The organism is Actinocrispum wychmicini (genome assembly GCF_004345645.1).
Classification (GTDB): domain Bacteria; phylum Actinomycetota; class Actinomycetes; order Mycobacteriales; family Pseudonocardiaceae; genus Kibdelosporangium; species Kibdelosporangium wychmicini.
The window spans coordinates 233,847-257,274 of the sequence record NZ_SLWS01000010.1 but is presented as its reverse complement, the minus strand read 5'-3'; the positions used below and the strand labels follow the sequence as shown (position 1 = coordinate 257,274).

Below are 23,428 nucleotides of genomic sequence, written 5' to 3'. Positions count from 1 at the left end.
GGGATCGTAGGCGGGTGCGGTTCAGCATCCTGGGCACGGTCGAGGTTAGGTCCGACAACGGGGACGAATTGCCCCTTGGCGGGCCCCGACAACGGGCGCTGCTCGCGCTGCTTCTGGTGGACGCGGGCCGGATCGTCACATTCGAGCGGCTGATCGACGGCCTGTACGGCGACCAGCCGCCGGCCGGGGCGGCGAACGCGCTGCAGTCGCAGGTGTCGCGGCTGCGCCGGACCCTGCCCGGTGTGATCTCGTTCCACCCGACCGGCTACCGGATCGACGTCGACCCGATGGACGTGGACGTGCACCGGTTCGAGGATCTCGCCCGCCACCACGACGTCACGCACCTGCGGGCGGCGCTGGACCTCTGGCGCGGGCCGCTCGAACTGCCGGTGGACACGGCCGCGCGACTGGTCGAACTGCGGCTGTCGGCCGAGGAGGACCTGTTCGAGGCGCGGCTGGCCCTCGGGGAGAACGTCGTCCCGGAGGTCCGGGCGAAGGTCGCCGAGTATCCGCTGCGTGAGCGGCTTCGGGGCCAGCTGATGCGGGCGTTGTACGCGGCCGGCAGGCAGGCCGAGGCGCTCGCGGAGTTCGAGGACGCCCGTCGACTGCTCGCCACCGAACTCGGCGCTGACCCGACGGCGGAGCTGGCGGCCACCCATCTCGCCGTCCTGCGCGGTGAGACGCGGCCGAGTCTGCCGGCGCAGTTGACCAGCTTCGTCGGCCGGCACGACGAACGCGGCCGGATCACGCGGCTGCTCAACGAGTCCCGGCTGGTCACGATCGTCGGGCCGGGCGGGGTGGGCAAGACGCGGATAGCGATCGAGGTCGCCCCGCCCGACACGTGCTTCGTCGACCTGTCGACCGTCGACGGGGATGTCGCCCAGGCCGTGTTGAGCGCCCTCGGGGTGCGGGACGCGGGGTTGTTCCCGTCGGCGGGCGGGACGCCGGACGCCGGCACGCGGGTCCTGGCCGCGCTCGCCGACCGGCGGCTGTTGCTGGTGTTGGACAACTGCGAGCACGTCGTCAACGAAGCCGCGCGGCTGTCCCGCGCCGTCCTGACCGGATGTCCGGGTACGCGAATTCTGGCCACCAGCCGGGAGGCGTTGGGGATCACGGGTGAGTATCTGTGTCCGTTGCCGCCGCTCGGACCGGCGGAGGCAGCGCGGTTGTTCGCCGATCGCGCGCGTGCCGTGTCGCCCGGGTTCGCCGAGTCCTCGGCGACGGTCCGCCGGGTGTGCGCCGCGTTGGACGGGTTGCCGTTGGCGATCGAACTGGCCGCGGCACGGCTGCGGACGTTGACCCTCGACGAGATCGCCGACCGCCTGGACGACCGGTTCAGGCTGCTGTCCCGGGGTGACCGGACCGCGCCGCCCCGGCACCGGACACTGCGGGCCGTGGTCGAGTGGAGCTGGGACCTGCTGGCCGACGACGAACAGCTACTGGCGGGTCAACTCACCGTCTTCGCGGGCGGCGCCACGTTCGAGACGGTGACGGCGGTCTGTGACTCGGCCGCGCCCCTGCCGGACCTGGTGGACAGATCGCTGGTGGAGAACGTCGGCGGCCGGTACCGGATGCTGGAGACGATCCGGGCGTTCTGCGCCGCGCAGTTCGACCTGGAACCGTTGCGGCGCAGGCATGCCGTGTACTTTCACGAGCTGGCCGAGCAGGCCGCCCCGGAGCTGCGCCGGGCCGCCCAGCTGGTCTGGATGTCGCGTTTGGACAGTGAGCAGGCGAACCTGCGGGCGGCACTGACCTGGGCCATCGACGCGGATGTCGCATTGGCTCTGCGGCTCGTAGGGGCGTTGTCGCAGTACTGGTACCTGCGCGGGCTACGGGACGAGGTCGCCCCGCTCGCGGCCGCCTTGCTGGAACGCGTCGGCACCGAGCCGCCCGACGAGCTGGACGAGGAGTACGTGCTGTGCGTGGTCTACGCGGCTTGGGGTCGCACGGACGCGCCTGAGCGGGAGACGCATCTGAAGCTCTCGGAGTCCTTCATGGACGCCTCGCGTGGACCACTGCGGCGGCCGTTCACCGCGTACCTGTGGGCGGCGACCACCGGACCGCCCAAGGGTGCCTCGCAGCGCGCGTTGGCCTCGGACGACCTGTGGTCGGAGTCGTTCACCGTTCTGGGGAACGGGATCCTGCACCTGTACGACGGTTCGACGGAGGCCGCGGACCGGGAGTGCACCAGGGCGTTGGCGGGATTCCGGGCGATCGGCGACCGCTGGGCCATGGCGATCGCGTTGAACATCCTCGCCGCGTTGACCGACGCGCGCGGGGACAAGCGGTTCCTCCCGCTCGTCGAAGAGGCACTACGGTTGGTCGCGGAGCTGGACTCGGTAGAGGACACCGCGTCCCTGCTCAGGCGGCGTGGCCACCACTTCGCGCGGCACGGCGATCTTGACGCCGCCGAGTCGGACTTCGCGCGGGTAGTAGCGTCGGCACGGCAGGCCGGGGTGCCGGAGTTCCTGGCCGACGGGTACTGGGGGCTCGGCGAGGTCGCCCGGTTCCGCGGCGATCTCGGCGAGGCACTGAGGCTGCAGGAGTTGGCGCTGGCCACGTGCACCCACGGTCCGTACACCACGGGTGAGGCGCGGGCCAGGATCCTGGTGGCCCTGGGCCGGCTGGCCGAGGAGGACGGGGACATGGACCAGGCGCGGTCCCGCTTCGACCTGGCCGTGACAGTCGCGTTGGCGAGCCGGAACATGCCGAATGCCGCGGCCTCGGCGGAAGGCCTCGCCGGCGTCGCACTCCGCGACGGGGACGCGGAGCTGGCGGCCACCCTGCTCGGAGCCGCGGTGGCGTTGCGCGGGACAGCCCTGGCCGGCGACCCGGACGTCGAGTCCGTCAGCTCGAAGGCACGGGCGTCGTTGGGCGCCGGCTATGGCACGGCGTTCGACCGTGGCGCGTCGCTCGCGCGGGACGAGGCCCTCACTCTGCTCGGCCAACGGGTGCCCTGACCTGCGCTATCAGTCAGCGGTGCGTGGCCGGTAAGCGGGTTCGCGCACGATCCCTGCCTGGCATCAGGGAGGAGATCCACATGACGGACCAAGATCCGCTCGCAGGACCCGCACAGGTCCAGGCTCGGCGTTGGTGGCGCCGGCCATGGGTGGTACCGCTCGCGTTCATCGCCGCGTTTTTCATCGCGTTCTCGTTGCCGCCTTATCTGGCGTTCGACAGCAGCAAGTCCCGGGTCCCGCCGCCACCGGGGCTCGGCTGGTACTACGGGCTGCTGTCCTTCCACGTCGTCCTCGCGTCCATCGCCATGATCACGTGCGTCTTCCAGATATGGCCATGGTTCCGGCAGAGACACCTGAACGCACACCGGATTCTCGGCCGGCTCTACGTCTTCGCCGGAGTGCTCCCGGCGGGAATCTGCGCGTTGATCCTGGCCGTTGTCAGCCCGTTGGGGCCCGCGGCCAAAGCCAGTACCCTGATCATGGCGCCGCTGTGGCTCACGTTCACCGTCGTCGCGTACCGGATGGTGCGACAGAAACGGATCGTCGAGCACCGGCGGTGGATGATCCGCAGTTTCGCGCTCACCATGTCGATCATCACCAACCGGGTGTGGGGTGGGGTGATGACCGCCATCCTGCAACCGGACCTGGATACCAGATTCCACGGCGACGCCACCGTGATGGGGTACTCCATCAGCGGCGTCGCCACCTGGGCCGGCTGGGTCGTCCCGCTGCTCATCGCCGAGTGGTGGCTGGAACGGGGCGACATGGCCAAGCACCGGGCGCGTGCGCAGCGTCGAAAGGCCACCGCGCAGCCACAAACGCCGGCGACCACCCGGTAGCCACGGCCGCAGCTCCATGAAGGACATCCCCCGGGTCACCGGCGGGGGATGTTCTCCTTCAGGCGGCCCGTTCGCGTGACTTGCGCTTGGGGACATAGGGAACGTCGGCGAACTTGAGCGTCATCCGCTGACCTCGCAACGTCCTGTCCAGACGCAGCAACGCGATCTGCGACAACGTGAACAAGCTGTCCACCCGCCACGCCCGCCCGGCCGCCGCGAGCACGACCGTGTCCGGCGGCGCGGCCAACACCCGTTCCGGGTCCAGGTCACGGATCTTGCCGACCAGCTGCAGCATCGCCTCCGGCTCGTCTCGCAACGCGTCCGCGGACACCTGCGCCTGGATGAACAGGTGGCTGGCGGCCTGCGCCCGGCCGAGCCATTTCACGTGCACCAGCTCGTTGTCCGGTCCCAGAACGTCGCAGAGCTCGAACCGCGGATGCAGCGGCGTGCTCGCGAAGTCCTTGTCCAGGCACAGATATCCGGGCTGGCCGGCGACCTGCCGGCAGAACTGGTGCTCGTCGTCCGGCTGGCGGGTCGGCACCCAGGTCGGGAACCTCAGGTTCGCCCGCCGGGTGAGCAGCCGGGCCACCTGCTCGTGGATCTGGTCGACGTAGTTCTCGCCGATCTTGAACCACTTGCCCTGCAGGAAGCAGAACCGGGTGTGGCCGACCGTGGTCTCGAAGGCGATCCACTTGACGGCCGTACTGGACCGTTCCGCGTCGTCCGCGCTCGCGGTGACCCGAGCCCTGCGAAGGACGTCCATCCGGTCGCCGGACGGGATGCCGGCGAAGTGGTCGGTGAGGTCCACCAGCTCGATCGGCCCGTCCACCACAACGGTGTCCACGGGCGTCCGAAGCGTGAACTCGGTCGCCTGCTCGGCCTCGTGCACCATCTCACTCGGCCAAGCGAGCCCCAACGGCCCATGCCGTTCGTCCCCGCCCAACGCTTCCCCCAGCCGCTGGTTCAACTCCGGCAACGCAGGGTCGTACGGCGCCAACTTGCGGACCTGCGCCACAAACCTCAGCGCGGAGTGCTCATCCGGCTGGTCGACCACGGCACCGACGGCCCGCAGATCATCGAGCAACGCCTTCGGGTCCCGCGCGAACGGCGCCCACAAAGCATCGCCCACTTTGATCCGGTACGGCTTGCCGTACGTCAGGCCACTGAGGTCGGCCGACCCCGCCATCCGGGTGACAAGTTCGCCATACGGCTCCAGCCGGAAGCCAGAAAGGTCACTGCCGCCCGGATAGGACGTCTGAGTGGTGCGCGCGGTCGCGTCAAGTGCGGCACTGGCAACCAACCCAAGACGTTCCTCATTCAGCCGCCGGATCCCGAACAACAGCCCGAACCCCTGCTCGACGAGCTCGTCCTCAAGCAGCAGGTGGCCAGCGCCCCACGTGAGCGCGTACGTCCAGGAATCCAGCGGTACCAACAAAACCGCGAACGGGTGAACACCAGGAAGGTCGGCGGGCTCGCCAGTCAACGACGTGACGTGCTCCGCCCACTTGGGACGGTCAGACCGCAGCGACCCGGACACCAGCCGGCACGCAACCGTGTCGAGCCGCACATCGGTGTCGGAGTCGAAGTCGGTGGGGACAAGGTAGGAGGTGAGGTCACGGCCACCTGCCATGCGATACAAGGAGGTGGCGTGGCACAGTGAGCGCGGAGTCATGGTTCTCTCCTCGGCTTCAACACCGTGATCTCCAGTATAACCGCAGGTAGATGGCGGTGGGGTGAACACCTCGGGTAGTTGGTATGTCATCCGCGCGGAGTAGGGTGGGTGCCATGTCAGCCCTGCCACCGGTGTACCTGATCGACGAGCCGGACACGTTCCCCTGGCAGGTCTTCCACCACCGCCACCCGGCGCTCATCCGCAGGCTCCTCGACGCCCACCCGTACAGTCCAGCCCAACGGGCCGCGTTGACCGGCCTGCTGGCCGAGTCGCTCGAAGGCGTGATCGCCCCGCTGGCCGATCCACTATGGCAGGACTGGGACCGCGGCCATTTCGGCACCCCTTGGGCGAAGGCGCCTTTTCTGTGGGCGGAGAGCTACTTCTACCGCCGACTGCTCGACGCGGTCGACTACTTCACCACAGGCGTGGACCCGTTCGCTCCTTTCAAGACTGCCGAACTCACCGACCCGGCACTGGCGGACGAGTACCAGTGGCTGGCCAAGGACATCTCGTTGGACACCGCCGTCACCGCCTCCCTGTACGGCAACCAGGCTGATCTCGGGTTCCGGCTCCTCACCGCCGGCACCGACCCGATCCACCAGCACCTGGTGGTGGACGACACCCAGGCCGTGGAAACCTGGCTGGCGGACAACGCACCCAGCCGGGTGAATGTGGTCCTGGACAACGCCGGTCGGGAACTGCTCGCCGATCTGGTGCTGACAGACCATCTCCTCACCAGCGGCCTGGCGCGTGCGGTCGTCCTGCACGTGAAGCCCCATCCGTACTTCGTGTCAGACGCGACCTGCACCGATGTGCACGACTGTATGCGTCGGCTGCGCGGCCTTCCCGGCGGCTGCGGCGACCGGTTGCACGAGGCCGCCGCGGCCGGCCGGCTGACGATCCGCACCCATCCGTTCCACTGCGCTCCTTTGTCCTTTGTGGACATGCCGGGCGATCTCGCCGCGGGCCTGGCCGAGGGGTTGACCGTGGTCAAGGGTGACCTCAACTACCGTCGGCTGGTGGGCGACCGCGCGTGGCAGCCGACGAGTGAGTTCCGGCAGGCTGTCAGCTACTTTCCGGGACCGGTGACGGTGTTGCGGATCGTCAAGTCCGAGGTCGTGCTGGGGGTACGCCCCGAACGGTTGAGCGAACTGCCGGCTGGGTGGCGGGTCAGCGGGAAGCACGCCATGGTGTCGGCCGCGCTGTAGGGTCGGATCATGGACCACGCCTCCACTGGCCCGTTGTCTGGTGTCACGGTCGCCGACTTCTCGCGGGTGTTGGCCGGCCCGTACTGCACGATGTTGCTCGCGGACCTGGGCGCGGACGTGATCAAGGTGGAGAGCCCGGCGGGCGACGACACGCGGCAGTGGATGCCGCCGGTCACCGCGGCCGGTGTCGGCACGTACTACCTGTCCGCCAACCGGAACAAGCGGTCGATCGCGCTGGACTTCGCCGATCCCGCCGACGCCGAAGTGGCACACGCCCTGGCGGCTCGCGCGGACGTGTTCATCCACAACTTCAAACCCGGCGGGCTGGTCCGGTTCGGCCTGGACTACCAGGCCGTGCGCGCCCTCAACCCGGCGACGATCTACTGCGAGATCAGCGGGTTCGGGTCCGGCGGCGGCGCCCACCTGCCCGGGTACGACCTGCTCATCCAAGCGGTGTCCGGGTTGATGAGCCTGACCGGCGCCCCGGACGGCGAACCGTACCGGGCGGGGGTCGCCGTGATGGACGTGATGGCCGGGTTGCACGCCGCCATCGGCATTCTCGCCGCGTTGCACCACCGGACGACGACCGGGGAGGGGCAACTGGTCGAGATCGACCTGATGTCGAGCGCACTGTCCGCGTTGGCCAACCAGACGTCCGCGTACGTGGCTGGAGGCGTTGTCCCGCAACGGATGGGCAACGCGCACCTGAGCCTGTACCCGTACGAGCCGATGGCCACCGGCGACGGCGAGCTGATCATCGCGATCGGCAACGACAGGCAGTTCCGGAAGTTCGCCGAGGCCATCGGCACGCCCGAACTCGCGGACGACCCGCGCTTCACCACCGTGCTGGCCCGCAACGACAATCGTGACGCGCTGCGGCCGTTGTTGCTCAAAGGACTGGCGGGCAGGTCCGCGCAGGACTGGTTCGGCGTCCTGTCCGCCGTCGGCGTCCCGTGTGGACCCATCAACGACATCCGTGGCGGTGTGGAACTCGCCGAAAGCCTCGGCCTCGACCCGGTCGTCGAGATCGACGGCTACCGCGGCATCCGCAACCCGATCACCCTGGCCGAGACGCCCGCCCGCTACTCGTTCGCGCCGCCGCGGCTGGACGAACACGGCGACGAGATCCGGGCCTGGCTGCGGCGGGACTAGGCCGTGTTCACGTCCTGTTTAAGGTTCACCCGTTATCTACGTCCGAATGCCGAGTAAAGTCTCAACCGCAATTTCAATGAGACACTTGAAGGCATGGATGTCGGTACGAAACAGAAGAAACCACCAGTCAGTCAACGGCAAGCGGTCGTCGAAACCAGTGGCCTGCGGATGCGGTACGGCTCCAAGGACGTGCTCAACGGGATCGACATCCGGGTGAACCAGGGCGAGGTGCTGGTCCTGCTCGGCCCGAACGGCGCCGGCAAGACCACCACCATCGAGATCCTGGAGGGATTCCGGAAACGATCGGCCGGCGACGTCCAGGTGCTCGGCGCCGACCCGGACTCCGGTGACGAGGCGTGGCGCGCCCGGATCGGCGTGGTCCTGCAGTCCTGGCGGGACCACGGCAGGTGGCGGGTCCGTGAGCTGCTGGACCACTTCAGCGGCTTCTACGCCCCGTACAGCACCCCGTACGACGCCGACGAACTCATCGCCCTCGTCGGGTTGACCGAGCAGGCCGACACCACGGTCGCCAAGCTGTCCGGCGGGCAGCGGCGGCGGCTGGACGTGGCCATCGGCCTGGTCGGCCGGCCGGACCTGCTGTTCCTGGACGAGCCGACGGTCGGCTTCGACCCCCAGGTCCGGCAGGACTTCCATGCCCTGCTGCGCCGGCTGGACACCACCGTCCTGCTCACCACGCACGACCTGGCCGAGGCGGAGAAGCTGGCCGACCGGATCCTCATCCTGGTGGGTGGGGACATCGTCGCCGACGGCACCGCGGCCGAACTGGCCGGCCAGGTGTCCAGCAAGGCCGAGGTCCGGTTCAGCAAGGCCGGCGAGTCCTATGTGGAGTCCGTGGAGGACGCGACCACGTTCGTCCGTGAGCTGTTCGAGCGGTACGGCGAGGCCATCGGCGACCTGGAGGTGCACCGGCCCAAGCTGGAAGACGTCTACCTGGCCATGGTCCGCGACTTCGAGGAGCAGGCGTGAACACGGTTCCGGTGCGGGCCGGGTTGCGGCGAGGGCGGATCGAGTTCCGGCAGAGCATGACCAATCCCACCGAGCTCTGGAACTCCATGTTCTTCCCGGTGATCGCGTTGGTCGTGATGTTCTTCCTGAGGGAGAACACCGTGCCGGGGACCACGTTCTCGCTCGGCACCCAGTCGATCCCGGGCATCCTCGCGATGAACTTCATGTTCAACGGCCTGTTGGGGCTCGGCATCATCCTCACCATGGAACGTGAGGACGGCACGCTCCTGCGCGCCAAGGCGATCCCGAACGGGACGCTCGGCTATCTCGTCGGCAAGGTCACCAGCCGGGCAGCCGTGACGGTCGTGGGCGCCATCCTGCCGCTCGCCGTTGTCTCCTTGGTGTTCGACGGTTTGCGGCTGGACGTCGTCACGTTGTTGTGGGTGCTCGTCCTCGGGCTCGTGGCCGTCCTGCCGATCGGCGCGATCCTCGGGGCGGTCTTCAAGAACGCGCAGGCCATGGGGTTCATGAGCCTGGTCGTGTTCCTCCTGCTGGCGGTGTCCGGGGTGTTCTACCCGATCACCGCGTTGCCGGAGTGGCTACAGTGGATCGCCCAGGTGTTCCCGCTGTACTGGCTGGGTCTGGGCCTACGCTCGGCGCTGCTGCCGGACAGCCTCTCGGCGGTGGAGATCGGCGAGTCGTGGCGGCACCTGGAAACCGTTGGGGTGCTTGGCCTGTGGGCGGTCGTCGGGTTCGTGTTCGCGCCGATGCTGCTGCGCCGGATGGCCCGGCGGGAGTCCGGCTCGACCGTGGCCGCCAGCCGCGCGAAAGCCATGCAACGGACCATGTAGGACAGAGGGTGGGGCGTCGCGGCGGCGCCCCACCACCCACTACGTCGTGACCACCCACTGCTGGTTGGCCGTGCCGGCGCAGCTCCAGATCTGCAATGCCGTGCCGTCCGCGGAACTCTGCCCGGTCGCGTCCAGGCACTTGCCGGAGTTCGGGTTCACGAACTCGTTCGGCCCGTTGCGGGTCCACTGCTGGGCACCCGTGCCGTTGCAGTCCCACAGCTGCACCTTGGTGCCGTTCGCCGTGCCCGCGCCGGCCACGTCCATGCACTTGCCCAGGGCCTGCAGGGTCCCGCCGGAGACGGTCCACTGTTGCGCGCCGGTGCCGTTGCACGTGAAGATCTGGATCTTCGTGCCGTTCGCGGTGTTCGCGCCGGCCACGTCGACGCACTTGCCGCCGATGCCGGTGATCTGGTGCCCGCCAGGTGGCGGCGGACCGCCGCCGGTGATGGCGTTGAAGATCCGCGAGTACGCCCATCCGACGTTGCGGTCGAAATCGTGCACCTCCCAGAACGCCAGTTCCGCCACGCCGTTGCTGGCGGCGAAGTTCTCCAGGGTCTGGGCGTCGGCCTGGGAGAAGAACTCGTTGTCGTCGTTCTGGCCGGCGATCGGGGTCAGGCCCAGCATGCCGTACGCGGCGGACGTCGAGACGCCGTACAGGCTCGCCAACTGGCCGGCCGTGCCGCGCGCGGCCGACAAGGCGTCGTTGAGCGCGTTCTGGCCGTCACCGAAGTCCATCGTCATGATGTTGACGACACTGACCCGGACGCCCTTGTTCTTGGCGTCCCGCAACAGGTTCAGCTCGGCCGACGGGAGACCGCCCGGGTCGACCGGGAGGGTGTAGTCGACCTGGACCGCGGGGTTCTGCGCCTGCAACGTGGCCAGCGCCGAGTTGCGTCGCGCGGTCGCCGCGGTGTCGCCGAGCACGCCGCCCTCGATGTCGAAGTCGAGCCGGTTCGTGCCGTACGTGTTGACGACGTTCGCGTACGCCGCCGTCAGGCTCGCCGTGTTCGTGCAGGTCTGGGCGAGTTCGCCGCCGGCGGCGCCGCCGAACGACGGGATCACGTTGCCGCCGGCCGCCTGCAGGGCGCTGATCTGGGACTTGAACGAGCCGACGCCGGTGCCGTTGGCCTCCCAGATCGGCGTGCAGCCGGACTGCGGCGTGAAGAACGCCAACGTGTAGAACTTCAGCCCGGTCGCGTTCATGTCGGCGGCCATGTCGCCGGCGGTGCCGTCGCTGATCTGCAGGTAAGGGGCGGCATAGTGGGCTGGGAAGGCGCCGCCGGCCGCCGCGGCGGTGTACGGGGGCAGTCCGACGAGCGCGGCGAGCACCGGTAGCGCCGCCGCCGCGAGCCTGGAAATACGCATAGGTTCTCCTGGAGTGGCCATCGTGAGGTGCAGGGGCACGACCGGGCCAGGAAAATTACCGACTTAATCCTGACTGTGAAGAAAGTGATACGCGCCCCGGCACCCGGCTGTCAATGGTTCGGACCACTAGTCCCCCCGGGTGACAGCCCCGGGAAGTGCGCACGTAGCGGCTGTGCGTCACCTAGGTTGGCTCTTGGGGAGGTGACCTTTCGACGATGAGCGGTCAGATTCCGCGACCGGCGAGAGCGGTGGCGTCCGTGCTCGCGTTCGCGGCGGCCGTGGGGGTGGTCGCGCTGACCAACCCGCCGTCACCCCATCTGTGGGCCTGGGTGTTGCTCATCGTCTGCATCCTGATCAGCGCGTTGGCGGTCACCGAGGGGCTGGCCAAGATCCTGGTGCATGCCAGCTCGGGTATCCGCCGGGTGCCGTGGAAGCCGATCCTGCTGGTGGTGCTCGTGGTCACGCTGACCGGTGGGGTCTGGTGGGTGTCCCGGCCGCTGCTGGCCAAGGCCGACGTGCTCCTCTTCGGCTGCCCGCACCCGGTGGAGGTGCGGGTGATGACCGCGCCCGAGCTGCTGACCACCTACCAGGGCCTGGCCAGCCGGTTCGAACGGTTCGACGCCACCCAGAAGGCCGGCTGCCGGACCGCCGAGCTGCACGTGTTCGCCCCACCCGTGGCGAAGGCACGGGACGGGCTGATCGCCGCGTGGAGCGCGGAGTACCTGCGCGACCAGGGCCCGCGGCCGGACGTCTGGCTGCCCGAGTCACGCTTCCAGGTCGACGAGGTCCGGGTGCGCGAGGCCGCGACCGGCTTCGGCCCGGACATGGCGGGCGGCGCCTCGATCGCGACCACCCCGATCGTGCTGGGCGTCCCGGCGTCCGTCGGGATCCGACAGAACGACCCGGCCTGGCAGGGCCAGACGTGGACGACGCTGATCCGTGGCCTGCGGGACAAGGGACTGGGCCTGATCCGCCCCTCCCCCGCGGTCTCCACGGTCGGCGACTTCAGCACGGTCGCGATCTACACGAGCGAGAACAAAGGGGTGAACCTGCGCCAGGACCCGTCCTACGCGCGGACGGTCGAGCAGTGGGTGCGCCAGACCTTCACCGCCAACAGCTATCCGACGGACGCGGATGTCTCCGCTCTGCTGCAGAAGGAAAAGGACGGCAAGCAGCAACCGATCGTGCTGTCCGAGCAGCAGTTGGCCCGGTTCAACGCGGCCATCCACGGCGACGGCCCGGGGTGCGGCACCCCGAACGGCCCGCCCACGTGCCTGCTCGCCTTCTACCCGACCGACACCCACCGGCTGGACCTGCCGGTCGTCCAGTTGACCTGGCAGGAGGACCCGGCCACCGAGGAGCAGCACGCGGCCGCGACCCGGTTCGGCGAGTGGCTGACCGGGCCGGACGGCCGGAAAGCGTTGGTGGCGGCGGGTTTGCGCCCGCCCGGGATGAGCGTGGCGGCGCCGCTGGTCGAGGCGAACGGCGTGATCCCCGGCGGGCCGCAGCTGAACGTGCCGCGGGACAACCCACCGGTGGCCGTGCACGACGAAGTGCAGGCGATCCTGAAGAAGGTGACCCAGCCGAGCCAGGTCCTGATCACCGTGGACGCGTCGGGTTCGATGAACGCACCCGTCGGCGGCGGCAGCCGCTTCACCGCGGCGGTCGACGCCGTCCGGACATACGTCACCAGCCAGCGGGACACGTCCCTGATGGTGTTCTCGGCCAAGGTCGGCATCCACCGGGTGGATCTGCCCGGTCTGCAAGAGACGAAACCGCTCGGGAACACACCGCTGTACCGGGCGATCGTGGCCGGTGCGCAGGAGGTCGGACCCGGAGGCGTGCTCGCGGTGCTCACCGACGGCACGAACAACGTCGACGAGGTGAGCTTGGACCAGGTCACGCGGAGCGGTGTCCGGGTGGTGGTGCTCGCGTTCGGTGAGGCGAGTTGCGCCACGCAGGCACTGGTGGACGTGACGAGCAGGACCGGCGGGAGTTGCCGGCAGGGCGGCGTGGACACGTTACGCACGGACCTGGCCGAACTGCTGCGCGGGGTGTGAGGAGGAGGACTGGGGTGGACAGGCGGCTGGTGTTCGGGCTGGGCGCGGTGGCCGGCGCGGCCGTGATGGCGTTGGTCGCGTTCCTGCTCGTGCCGTCGTTCACGCCGGACAACGGTTTGGAGCCCGGCGAACTGGTGCTGCTGTCGGGCAAGGACCAGAGCGACGGCGGCCAGCGCCAGGAGCTGGTGAACCAGTGGAACCAGCTGCACCCGGCGAACAAGGCGACGATCGTGGAGCTGCCGCTCGGCGCGGACGACCAGTACAGCGAGATCGTGGCCCGCGCCCAGTCGCCAACCGGCCAGGCGGACGTCTACAACCTGGACGTGGTGTGGACCGCGGAGTTCGCCGACGCCGGCTACCTCACCCCACTGTCTGATGTGGACACCAGCGGTTTCCTGGCCGGCCCGTTGGCCACCTGCGCCTACGACGGGAAGCTGTGGGGCCTGCCGTTCAACACCGATGCCGGCCTGATGTACTACCGCGACCCGGGAAAGGCGCCGCGGGACTGGAACGACATCGTCCACCAGACGCAGGAGGTGTTCGCCGGCGCGCACGATCCCCGGTTGCGGGCCGGCTACACCGCCCAGCTCTCCGACTACGAGGGCCTGGTCGTCAACGCCCTTGAGGCGATCTGGGCGGCGAACGGCGAACTGGTGGACAAGGACGGGAACGTCCGGATCGACACCCCGGAAACCCAGACCGGGCTGCGCCGGCTGGCGGAGGGCCTGCACGGCACCGATCCCAGGGTCGTCCTGCCCGAGTCCCGCGGGGAGGACGAGACCAGCAGCATGGAGGCGTTCGGCGCCGGCAAGACGCTGTTCATGCGCAACTGGCCGGTCGCCTACCGCCATCTACAGCAGATGGCGTCGGACGACTCGGCTGTCCCGTCGTTCTTCAAGGTGGTCAAGCTGCCCGGCCCGAGTGTGCTCGGCGGCCAGAACCTCGCGGTGGCCAGCAAGAGCACGAAACCCAAGGCCGCCAAGGCGTTGATCGAGTTCCTCACCAGTCCCCGCAGCCAGCAGATCCTGTTCGAACGCGGCGGGTTCGCGGCCACCCGCGACATCGTCTATCTGGACGCCGAGGTCAAGAAGCGTTACCCGTACGCCACCGCGTTGCTGGACGCGATCCGTGACGCCCGCCCGCGGCCGGTCAGCCCGCACTACGTACGTTTCGCCCAGGCGTTCCGCGAGATCATCAAGGAGACGCTGGACGGCGACGGCCGCGTCCCTTCGGACGCGTCGACCCGGCTGACCGCCGCACTGCGCGGCCAGTAGCCAGTTGGCAGGCAACCCCAGCCGGTTGTCGAGCGTAGGTATCAATGGGACGAACGACGGCAACCTCGCGCGCCGTCGCCCGTCATAACGTTTCAATGGTGGGGTCGGGGGATGTAAACAGGGGGAGAGTTCGTGATAACTGAATTATGGGCGCACGTCTCGCATCCGGCACTCGGGTCGGTGCTGCTGGTGCTGTGCGCGGCCGCGGTCTGGTGGGTGCCAGGCTTGGCTTTCGGTGCGCTGCTTGGTTTGCGGGGCTGGCTGTTGGCGGCGACGGCACCGGCGGTCACGCTCGGCATGACCAGCGTGAACGCGGCGGTGCTGCCGATCCTGGGGGTGCCGTGGCGGCCGGTGCCGGCGGTACTCGCGTTCGGGTGCTGGCTGCTGGTCGCCTGGGCGGCGCGCGCCAGGTTCCGGCCCAGACCGGCGGATTCGGCGACCACGCCAGGGTGGTCCCGGGCCGGGAACTGGGCGGTGGCCGGTGGTGTGGTGTTCGCGGCGACGATCGTCGTCTCCGTGGTGCTGGTGGGGATGCACGGAATCTCGGCGTTGCCGCAGATCTTCGACGCGCCCTTCCACGCCAACGCGATCCGGTCGATCGCCGACTCCGGTGACCCGCGTCCGGCCGCGTTGGGCTGGCTGACCAACCAGTCCGGGAACTACTACTACCCCAACACGTTCCACGTCCTCGGGGCGCTGGTGCGGGAGCTGACCGGGCAGTCGGTGCCGGCGGTGATGAACGCGAACGTGTTGGTGCTGATGGCGTTCGCCCTGCCACTGGGTGTTGTCGCGCTGGTCCGCGGCCTCGGCGGCAGCAGCCGGCTGGCGGCCGCGGCCGCCGCGGTGAGCACGGCGTTCACCGCGTTTCCGTACGATCTGCTGTTCTGGGGCCAGCTCTACCCGTACGTGGCCGCGGTGACGTTGGTCGCCGGGTACGTGGGGCTGGTCGTGTGGTGGCTGCCGCGGGCCACCCTCTCGATCGGACTGCTGGTGGCGGTGGCCGGTGCCGGCATGGTGGCGGTGCACAACTCGGCGCCGTTCGTGATCGCCGTGTTCCTGCTCTGTTTCCTTGTACAGCGGCTGTTCCAGGCCGGGTGGCCCGCGTTGCGACGCGACCTGCTGTGGCTGGCGTCGCTCGGCGCGGCGACGCTGGTGGTGGCGTTGCCATCGGTGTTGGGTGCGATGAGTGTCGCCGGGGAGGTGTCCGCCTTCCAATGGGCGAAGGAGATGACGCCGGCGCAGGCGTTCGGCGAGGCGCTGTTCTTCGGGCACCGCGAGTGGTGGCCGCAGTGGTTGTTGGCGGGCTTGGCGATCGTCGGCGGCTACCTGTCGTTCAAACAGCCGCGCTGGCGCTGGCTGATCGCCGCGCACAGCGTGTTCGTCGTCCTGTTCGTCGTGGCGGCCTCGGTGCCGTACCCCTGGGCGAAGTTGATCACCTCGCCGTGGTGGAACGACCGTTACCGGCTGATGGGGGTGTTGCCACTGGTCGCGTCGATCGCCGTCGGATGGGCGTTGCAGGCGGCCGCGCAGCGATTGGCCGCGCCGGCGGTTCGACGCTGGACAAGCCGGCCGGCCGTGCTGTGGTCGGCGGCGGCGGGCGCAGTGCTGCTCGTGGCGTACATGGTCGAGACGGGCGGTTACGTGGAGCGCAACGCGGAACGTTTCGAGTTCTCCTACGGCGAGGAATTCGTGTCGCACGCCGAACGCGACGGGTTGTTGGCGTTGCCCAGCTTGGTCGGTCCGCATGATGTCGTGCTCAACGACGTCGGCGACGGCACGGTCTGGCTGTATGGGTTGACCGGGATCCGCCCCGCGTTCAGCCACTACAGCGGCAACATGTCTGCCGACGTGCGACTCCTGCTGGACCACCTGAACCAGGTCGACACCGACCAGGCCGTCCGCGACGCGGTGCAGCGCCAGCACACCCGGTTCGTGGTGATCGGCACCAGCGCGCGGCTGACCATCGGCCGGTCACCCGGCATGACCGGCCTGGACCAGGTGCGTTCCCTGCACTTGGTGTGGGCCAACGACGGCCTGCGGCTCTACCGGGTCGACCTGTCCCCCGGCCCGGACGTCTGACCGGGAGTCAGGTGAAGGCTGTTTCCGGAGGTGTCGGCGCGGCCATCGGTGCCGCGTCGGTGATGGGTGCCGCGCGGCCCGCGAACGCACGCAGGCCGTCGTCGGCCAACACACGCGCGGGAAACGCGCCCGAAGCCGCGTGCCGGGTCAGGTCCGCCACCGGCAGGTCGCCCGCGGCCAGGACGAGGTTCCCGAACCGGCGACCGCGGAACACCCCGGGATCGGCCAGCAGGATCGCGGAGTCGAACACCGACAGCACGGTCGCCACCACGTGTCGGGCGAACCGGAGACCCGGGCCGTCCGACACGTTCACCACGTACGTCCCACGTGGCCGCAGCACCCTGGCCACGTCCCGGGTGAACTCCACGGTGACCAGCCCGCTGGGCATCGCGGCGCGCTCGAACGCGTCCAGCACGATCAGGTCGGCCGAGTTGCCGGGCCGGCTCGCCACCCCGGCCCGGCCGTCAGCGATCCGGACCCGCGTGTCCGGCACGCTCCGCAGGTCGAGGTGCGCGCGGACGAAGTCGATCAGTTCCGCGTCCAGGTCGAACACGAGCTGCCGCGAGCCCGGCCGGGTCGCGGCGACGTACCGGGGCAGGGTGCACGCCCCGCCGCCGATGTGCAGCGCCCGCAGCGGCCCCGCCGGCAATGCGTCGATGATGTCCCCGATCCGGCGGACGTAGTCGAAGTCCAGGTATGTGGGGTCGTCGAGGTCGACGTAGGACTGGGCCACCCCGGCCACGCTCAGCAGCCACCCGTTCGGCCGGTCGAGGTCCCGCATCAGCTCGGCCGTGCCGAACCGCACCTCACGCCGGCCCGGCCCGGTCGACTCACGGTCCATGGACCCAAGCCTATGCCGACAAGGCTAATCGGGCCCGACGGGCGGGAGCGGGGTGGCCCGCTCCGGACGCAGGCCGTCCAGCAGCACGCCGACGCCGCGTCGCCACACCGTGCTCGGCACCGACACCAGCCGGACGGTGCTGAACAACATGAACACCGCCACCTCGATGTCCGCGTCGGTCAGGTCGTCCCGCACCACGCCGGCGTCCTGGGCCCGGCGGACGAGCGCGACGATCCCGTTGGTGTACCTGGTCTTGAGGCCGTGCACCAACGCGCCGGGATCGCGGGCCGCCCGGATCACCCGGTGCGCCTTGACGGCGAGTTCGAACGCCGCCTCCAGGGCGGTGACCATGGCGCGCCAGGGATCCTCGTCGGCGGACGCCAGCCGCAGCACCGGTTCGATCTCCTCGGCGTACCGCCATTCCAGGACGGCCAGCAGCAGGTCCTCCTTGCTGGGGAACCGCCGGTAGAGCGTGGCGACTCCGACGCCGGCGCGTTTGGCGACCTCTTCCAGCGGGATGTCCGAGCCGGACTCGCCGAACGCGCGCCACGCGGCCAGGACCAACGACTCGGCGTTGCGCGCCGCGTCGGTCCGCAGGGGCCGTGGCTTCGTCACCAGCAGCAGGGTAACAGAGTGATAGTGGACTTTCACTTGTGCTAGCGTGACACCTGTGCTTCCCGTCCATATCCAGCGGAACAAGTTCGACCCGGTACCGGAACTGGCCCGGTTGCGGCTGGAACAGCCGATCTCCCCGGTGAGCACCCCGTGGGGGCTGACCGGCTGGCTGGCCACGCGGTACGACGACGTCCGGGAGGTGCTCAGCGACACCGCCCGGTTCAGCAACGCCCCCGGCCGGCGCAACCCGCGGTTCGCCGACCTGCCGGCCCGCAACGGCTTCCTGCTCACCTACGACCCGCCGGACCACACCACGCTCCGGCGGATGCTCACCCCGGAGTTCACCGTCCGCCGGATGAACCGGCTGCGGCCGCGGATCGAAGCCCTGGTCACCGACCACCTGGACGCGATGGCCCGGTCCGGACCGCCGGCCGACCTGGTGTCCGACTTCGCGCTGCCGATCCCGTCGCTGGTGATCTGCGAGCTGCTCGGGGTGCCCTACGCGGACCGCGAGCAGTTCCAGCGCCTCACCGGGACACGGCTCGACATGAGCCTGACGCCCGACGACCGCGCCCAGGCGACGATCGAAGCCCGCGAGTACATGGCCGGGCTCGTCGCACGGCAGCGCGCGGACCCGGGCGACGACATGATCGGCATGCTGATCCGGGAGCACGGCGACGAGATCGACGACTTCGAACTGACCGGCGTGGCCGACCTGCTGCTGATCGCCGGGCACGAGACCACGTCGAACATGCTCGGCCTCGGCACGCTGCTGTTGCTGCGCCACCCCGAGCAGGCGGCCGAGGTCCGGACCGGCGAGAACGTGGCCGAGGCGATCGAGGAACTGCTGCGCTACCTGTCCATCGTGCACATGATCGTGCCGCGGACCGCTCGCGAGGACGTCGTCCTGTCCGGACAGCGGATCGCCGCGGGCGAAGTGGTGATCTGCTCGCTGGCGGCGGCGAACCGGGACCCCGCGTTCGGCGAGGACCTGGACAGCTTCGACATCCGCCGGAAGATCTCCGCGCACATGGCGTTCGGCCACGGCATCCACCACTGCCTCGGCGCGCCGCTGGCCCGGATGGAGATGACGATCGCGTTCCCCGCGCTGCTGCGGCGATTCCCCGACCTGCGGCTGGCCGTGCCGTTCGAGGACGTCCCGTTCCGTTCGTACACCTTCGTCTTCGGGCTGGAGTCGATGCCCGTCACGTGGTGACACGCGTGGGCCTGGACGCCCGATGTCGACGCCCAGGCCCACTTGTAGCCCCTAGCTAATGGTGAAGTCGTCCGCGAACACGGTTCCCTGGCCGTACCAGCCGTGGACGAACACCGTCACGGTGCCGGACGCGCCGGTCGTGAACGCCAGCGACGCCTGCGTGTACGAGGCTGACGAGACCCAGGTCTGTCCGCTGGCCCCGCCGCTGACGCCGATGAACGCGAAGTTGCCCTGCACCCACGCCTTCAGCGTGTAGGCGTGGTTCGGCTGCAGTGTCACGGTCTGGTCCGCTTCACCGGTCGCCGACGAGGTCGCGTTCACCTGCAACGCGCGCGTCCCCGAGTGCACCGGGGTGGACACGACCGAGTCGCCGGTCGCGGTCCACGGAGCGAGAGCACCGCTCTCGAATCCGGCGTTGACGATCCCGCCGGACGGGGTGGACCCGTTGATGGTCAACGTGAACGTGGTGTCATGGCTGCCCGAAGTGGCGGCTCCGTGAATGTTCAGCGCGTAGATCCCGGGCGGTGCCGCGGACGTCGTCGAGATCGACAGGCTGGCCGAGCCGCCGGCCGTGACACTGCCAGGGCTGACCGACGCGTTCACGCCGGTGGGCGTGCCGCTGACCGTCAGGGCCACCGACTGGGCGGATCCGGAGGTGACCGCGGTGGCCACCGTCGCCGAGGTCGAGCCGCCCGGGTTCACCGCGGCCGAACCGGGGTTGACCGAGAGCGAGAAGTCGTTGCCCGGGGTCGGGTTCCCGCCGGTGAACTGTTCGAACACGTGGCTGAACTGCCAGGTGCTCTGCGCGACGCCGGAGCAGTTGTCCGCGCCCTTGGTGCCGGGGCAGCTGCCGTTGTCCCGCTGCAACGCCCAGAACGACAACGTGTTGATGCCCTTGGACACGGCCCAGTTGAAGACCGTGGGGGCGTTGTCGGTGGTGAACGTCTCGGCCGGGCCGAAGTCGTCGATGCCGATCATCTCGGTGATGCCGACCATTCCCCACAGCTGCGCCTGGGTGCGCCCCGGGAACAGCTGGCCCAGCTGGCTGACCAGGCCGTTGCCGGCGGTCTGGGTGTCCGACGCCATGTTGTGCGACGCGTTGTCGAAGTAGTCGAACGTCATGATGTTGACGACGTCGATCCGCGCGTTGTTGGTGACCGCGTTGCGCAGCACCGCGAGGCCGCTGTCGACGAGGCCGGACGTGGACGTGGGCAGCGTGTAGGAGAACTGGATGGACCGGCCGTTGGCGGCGGCCCAGTCCTCGGTCATCTTGATCGCCTTGTTGCGGCGGTCGATGCCGGCCGTGTTGGTCAGCGAGTTGTCCTCGATGTCCAGGTCGATCCGGCTGATGTTGTAGGTGGTGATCAGGTTCTGGAACACCCCGGCGATCGAGTTGACGTTGGTGCAGCTGTCGGCGATCTCGGTGCCGGTGTTGTCCGCGGTGAACCCGCCGAACGACGGGATCACGTCGCCGCCGTTGGCCCGGATGGTGTTGATGTCGTTGCCGAACGTGGACTGCGCGATCGGCATGCCCGAGTCGCCGTTCCAGAACGCGGTGCAGGATCCTTTGCTGGCGGTCTGGATGAACGCCATGGTGAGGAACTTGTTCCCGGACTGTTGCGCCACCGTGGCCGGGCTCTCGCCGGTCCACGATTCGAAGTACGGCGCGAACACGTGCGTCGGCAGGGGTGCGGCCTGCGCGGTGTGGGCGGCCGCGACCGCTAGGCCGGCCGTGGTGGTGAAAGCTGTCAGTAACGACAGGGCTCTTCTGGTGAACCGCATGCGCGCTCCAAGGCAGGGGATGGAACGTTCCGTCGCCGGCGCGCCTCCGGCAACGTGTCGAGTTCACAATTGGACTAGACCACCTTGGATGTCAACCCTTGTCCGGTCATTGGCGCACCCGACGTACTCGAATCGTCACCGAATGCCGGGTTCATCCCGTTACCGTTCGCGGCTCGCACGTAAGCTGGGAGCGTGCGGACGAGACCGACGCTGACCTGGGCGCCCACCGGCGAACCGCGGCCCAGCACCACGAGCCTGGCCGAGGTCACCGCGGTCCTCGCGGACGGCGACGTGGTGGTGCTCAGCGGCGCGGGCCTGTCCACCGAGTCCGGCATCCCGGACTACCGCGGCGCCGAAGGCACCCTGCGCCGGCACGCGCCCATGACGTACCAGGACTTCGTGAGCAGCGAGACCGGCCGGCAGCGGTACTGGGCCCGCAGCCACATCGGCTGGCGGACGATCGCGCGGGCCGCGCCCAACAAAGGCCACCACGCCGTTGCCGCGCTGCGGGCGAACGGATACCTCTCCGGGGTCATCACGCAGAACGTCGACGGGCTGCACCAGGCCGCCGGCACCCCGGACGTGGTGGACCTGCACGGCAGCCTGGACCGCGTGATCTGCCTCGGCTGCCGGGAGACCAGCCCGCGCGAGGACCTGGACCTGCGGCTGCGGCTGGCCAACCCGGACTTCGGCGGCACCGCGCTGGCCCTGAACCCGGACGGCGACGTCGACCTGGACGACGCGGCCGCCCGACGGTTCACCCTGGTCGACTGCTCGGAGTGCGCCGGGGTGCTCAAACCGGACGTGGTGTTCTTCGGCGAGAACGTGCCGAAGCCACGGGTCGAGCAGTGCTACCGCCTCGTCGACGAAGCCAACGCGTTGCTGGTGCTGGGATCGTCGTTGACGGTCATGTCCGGCCTGCGGTTCGTCCGGCACGCGGCCAAGAACGGCAAACCCGTGCTGATCGTCAACCGCGGCCGGACCCGAGGGGACGAGTACGCGACCGTACGCGTCGATCTTCCCCTCGGCCAGGCGTTGACTTCGCTGCTGTCCCTACTGGTTCGCTGACGCGAGTCCCGGCGGCGCGGAGGCGATGGCCGCGTTGATGGCGTCCACCAGTGCCAGCGCGGCCTCTTCGGTCAGCTCCACCGCGACCCGCGCCGACGGGCCGCCCGCCGGGTTGAGGAAGTCGATGTTGACCGTGTGCCCGTACTGCGCGTGCACCGGGTGGTCGACATACACCTGCGCGTTGGTCAGGCCGAACCAGCCGGTCGCGCCCTTGCCGCTGCCTTCGATCTCGATCTGCTCAGTCAGGTATGTGCACATAACGCCATCCTCCTGTGATCGCTAGGTGCTGGAGATCTGCATCGCGTCCAGCCCCCAGTCGATGATCACCTCGCGCCCGTCCCGGTCCTTGAGGGCGAAGTCGTAGAGCCCGAGTGGGTTGCTGCTGACGATGGTGATCTCCTTGCGCCGGGTGGTCGCCCTCGACTCGTTCACCGAGATGTCCTGCTTGACGAGCGCGTCCCGCTCGTTCTGGTTGAGCGCCGTGTACAGCGAGCGGACGGCGACTTCGCAACTGGGCGCCTGTTGCTGTTCCTGGAGCTTGGCCACAGCGCCGTCCGCCAACAACCCACACGCCTTCGCTGTGTCGCCCGACCCGACGGCCCGGAAGTACGCCTGGACCGTCTTGCCCTCGTCCGCGAGATAACTCGCGCAGCCTTTGGAGATCAGCGAGAACGCGACCACGGCGACAGCCACCCCGGCGATCCCGCCGACGACCTTCAGCAACACTCCAGTCAGCCCAGCGTCCGGCCGAAGAAGTCCCAGATCTTCGTCCAGCCGTCCACCGCCGCCTCAGGCCGGTACGACGGCCGGTCCACGGAGAAGAACCCGTGCGCGGCGCCGTCGTAGCTGTGGAACTCGTGCGGCTTGCCCAGGCGGGTCAGCTCCTCGTCGAGCTTCGCCACTTGCTCCGGGCCTGGGTACTGGTCGTCCTTGCCGAACAGGCCCAGCAGCGGGCACGACAGCTGCGGCGCGAGGTGCAGGATCGGCTTCATGCTCTTCGGCACCCAGTCCGGGCCGTCCTCCACGATGAACGCGCCGTAGCAGTCCACGGCGGCGTCCAACGGCAACGAACAGGCCGCCAGGAACGCGTGCCGGCCACCGGAGCAGTGGCCGATCACGCCGACCTTCCCGTTCGATCCCTCCAACGCCTTGAGGTACGTGGCGGCGCCGTCGACGTCACCGACGAGACGCTCGTCCGGCACTCCCCCTTGCGACCGCACGAACGCCGCCGCGTCGTCCGGGCTCGCGCCGGGGGCCTCCCGCGAGTACAGGTTCGGGCACAACGCGGCGTACCCGTTCGCCGCGAAGGTCCGGACCATCTCCTTCGTGGCCGGGTCGTAGCCGGGCATGTGGTGGATCACCACGACACTGCCGCGTGGGCCGCCGTCGAGCGGACGGGCCAGGTACGCCTCGATCTCGTCCCCGCCGTGGCCGGTCACGGTGACCGTCTCGGCCCTGATCGCGTCACTCATCCCCGCTT

The 23,428-nt window shown here is 69.3% G+C and carries 19 protein-coding genes; 11 read left to right on the top strand and 8 right to left on the bottom strand.

The window, feature by feature from the left end:
* The first annotated feature begins 14 nt into the window (after positions 1-14).
* On the top strand, positions 15-2,960 hold the full coding sequence (locus EV192_RS38755) for an AfsR/SARP family transcriptional regulator (protein ID WP_207926544.1): 2,946 nt from the start codon (positions 15-17) through the stop codon (positions 2,958-2,960).
* 80 nt (positions 2,961-3,040) lie between these two features.
* Positions 3,041-3,799, top strand: coding sequence for a DUF2306 domain-containing protein (locus EV192_RS38750; protein WP_132123612.1), 759 nt, complete (start codon positions 3,041-3,043; stop codon positions 3,797-3,799).
* Positions 3,800-3,857: 58 nt separating this feature from the next.
* On the opposite strand, the gene EV192_RS38745 is transcribed toward EV192_RS38750, so the two are convergent.
* Entirely contained in the window at positions 3,858-5,471 is a 1,614-nt protein-coding gene (locus tag EV192_RS38745) for a TIGR04141 family sporadically distributed protein (RefSeq protein ID WP_132123611.1), read from the bottom strand.
* A gap of 113 nt (positions 5,472-5,584) precedes the next feature.
* Here EV192_RS38745 and EV192_RS38740 point away from each other — a divergent pair, with 113 nt between their 5' ends.
* The 4 genes from EV192_RS38740 (at position 5,585) to EV192_RS38725 (ending at position 9,648) form a co-directional block, all read left to right on the top strand.
* Positions 5,585-6,679 (top strand): damage-control phosphatase ARMT1 family protein, encoded by a 1,095-nt coding sequence (locus EV192_RS38740; RefSeq protein ID WP_132123610.1) that lies wholly within the window; start codon positions 5,585-5,587, stop codon positions 6,677-6,679.
* A 9-nt stretch (positions 6,680-6,688) separates the two neighbouring features.
* Positions 6,689-7,831: a CaiB/BaiF CoA transferase family protein gene (locus tag EV192_RS38735; RefSeq protein WP_132123609.1), complete on the top strand. Its 1,143-nt coding sequence runs from the start codon at positions 6,689-6,691 to the stop codon at positions 7,829-7,831.
* 93 nt (positions 7,832-7,924) lie between these two features.
* The gene (locus EV192_RS38730) at positions 7,925-8,818 is read left to right on the top strand and encodes an ABC transporter ATP-binding protein (protein ID WP_132123608.1); all 894 of its coding nucleotides are present in this window, start codon (positions 7,925-7,927) and stop codon (positions 8,816-8,818) included.
* The gene (locus tag EV192_RS38725) at positions 8,815-9,648 is read left to right on the top strand and encodes an ABC transporter permease (RefSeq protein WP_243727348.1); all 834 of its coding nucleotides are present in this window, start codon (positions 8,815-8,817) and stop codon (positions 9,646-9,648) included. The genes EV192_RS38730 and EV192_RS38725 overlap by 4 nt, the downstream gene beginning before the upstream one ends.
* A 39-nt stretch (positions 9,649-9,687) precedes the next feature.
* On the opposite strand, the gene EV192_RS38720 is transcribed toward EV192_RS38725, so the two are convergent.
* Positions 9,688-11,013, bottom strand: a complete 1,326-nt coding sequence (locus tag EV192_RS38720) for a ricin-type beta-trefoil lectin domain protein (protein ID WP_132123607.1) — start codon at positions 11,011-11,013, stop codon at positions 9,688-9,690.
* Positions 11,014-11,228: 215 nt separating this feature from the next.
* Here EV192_RS38720 and EV192_RS38715 point away from each other — a divergent pair, with 215 nt between their 5' ends.
* The 3 genes from EV192_RS38715 to EV192_RS38705 all read left to right on the top strand — a co-directional run bounded on the left by EV192_RS38715 (position 11,229) and on the right by EV192_RS38705 (position 16,426).
* Positions 11,229-13,073 carry a vWA domain-containing protein gene (locus tag EV192_RS38715; protein WP_132123606.1) on the top strand — a complete coding sequence of 615 codons (1,845 nt, stop codon included), beginning with the start codon at positions 11,229-11,231 and terminating at the stop codon, positions 13,071-13,073.
* Between the two features lie 14 nt (positions 13,074-13,087).
* On the top strand, positions 13,088-14,347 hold the full coding sequence (locus EV192_RS38710) for an extracellular solute-binding protein (RefSeq protein ID WP_132123605.1): 1,260 nt from the start codon (positions 13,088-13,090) through the stop codon (positions 14,345-14,347).
* 132 nt (positions 14,348-14,479) lie between these two features.
* Positions 14,480-16,426: a DUF6541 family protein gene (locus EV192_RS38705; protein WP_132123604.1), complete on the top strand. Its 1,947-nt coding sequence runs from the start codon at positions 14,480-14,482 to the stop codon at positions 16,424-16,426.
* Between the two features lie 7 nt (positions 16,427-16,433).
* Here EV192_RS38705 and EV192_RS38700 read toward each other — a convergent pair whose 3' ends face one another.
* A complete protein-coding gene (locus tag EV192_RS38700; protein WP_132123603.1) occupies positions 16,434-17,267 on the bottom strand; it encodes a spermidine synthase in 834 nt (277 codons plus the stop codon).
* Between the two features lie 24 nt (positions 17,268-17,291).
* Positions 17,292-17,882, bottom strand: a complete 591-nt coding sequence (locus tag EV192_RS38695; protein WP_165960853.1) for a TetR/AcrR family transcriptional regulator — start codon at positions 17,880-17,882, stop codon at positions 17,292-17,294.
* A gap of 55 nt (positions 17,883-17,937) precedes the next feature.
* Between EV192_RS38695 and EV192_RS38690 the strand changes: the two genes are divergently transcribed.
* Positions 17,938-19,098, top strand: a complete 1,161-nt coding sequence (locus EV192_RS38690; RefSeq protein WP_243727347.1) for a cytochrome P450 — start codon at positions 17,938-17,940, stop codon at positions 19,096-19,098.
* 51 nt (positions 19,099-19,149) lie between these two features.
* On the opposite strand, the gene EV192_RS38685 is transcribed toward EV192_RS38690, so the two are convergent.
* Positions 19,150-20,880, bottom strand: a complete 1,731-nt coding sequence (locus tag EV192_RS38685) for a glycosyl hydrolase family 18 protein (RefSeq protein ID WP_132123601.1) — start codon at positions 20,878-20,880, stop codon at positions 19,150-19,152.
* A gap of 192 nt (positions 20,881-21,072) precedes the next feature.
* On the opposite strand from EV192_RS38685, the gene EV192_RS38680 reads away from it, so the two are divergent.
* Positions 21,073-21,948, top strand: a complete 876-nt coding sequence (locus tag EV192_RS38680) for an NAD-dependent protein deacetylase (protein ID WP_132123600.1) — start codon at positions 21,073-21,075, stop codon at positions 21,946-21,948.
* Here EV192_RS38680 and EV192_RS38675 read toward each other — a convergent pair.
* The 3 genes from EV192_RS38675 to EV192_RS38665 are packed head-to-tail and all read right to left on the bottom strand — an operon-like array spanning position 21,934 to position 23,420.
* On the bottom strand, positions 21,934-22,206 hold the full coding sequence (locus EV192_RS38675) for a DUF6295 family protein (protein ID WP_132123599.1): 273 nt from the start codon (positions 22,204-22,206) through the stop codon (positions 21,934-21,936). The two genes, EV192_RS38680 and EV192_RS38675, sit on opposite strands and share 15 nt — an antisense overlap.
* Before the next feature lie 21 nt (positions 22,207-22,227).
* Entirely contained in the window at positions 22,228-22,674 is a 447-nt protein-coding gene (locus tag EV192_RS38670; protein ID WP_132123598.1) for a hypothetical protein, read from the bottom strand.
* A 5-nt stretch (positions 22,675-22,679) separates the two neighbouring features.
* Complete coding sequence (locus EV192_RS38665; RefSeq protein ID WP_132123597.1) at positions 22,680-23,420, bottom strand: dienelactone hydrolase family protein; 741 nt, start codon at positions 23,418-23,420, stop codon at positions 22,680-22,682.
* Positions 23,421-23,428: the final 8 nt, after the last annotated feature.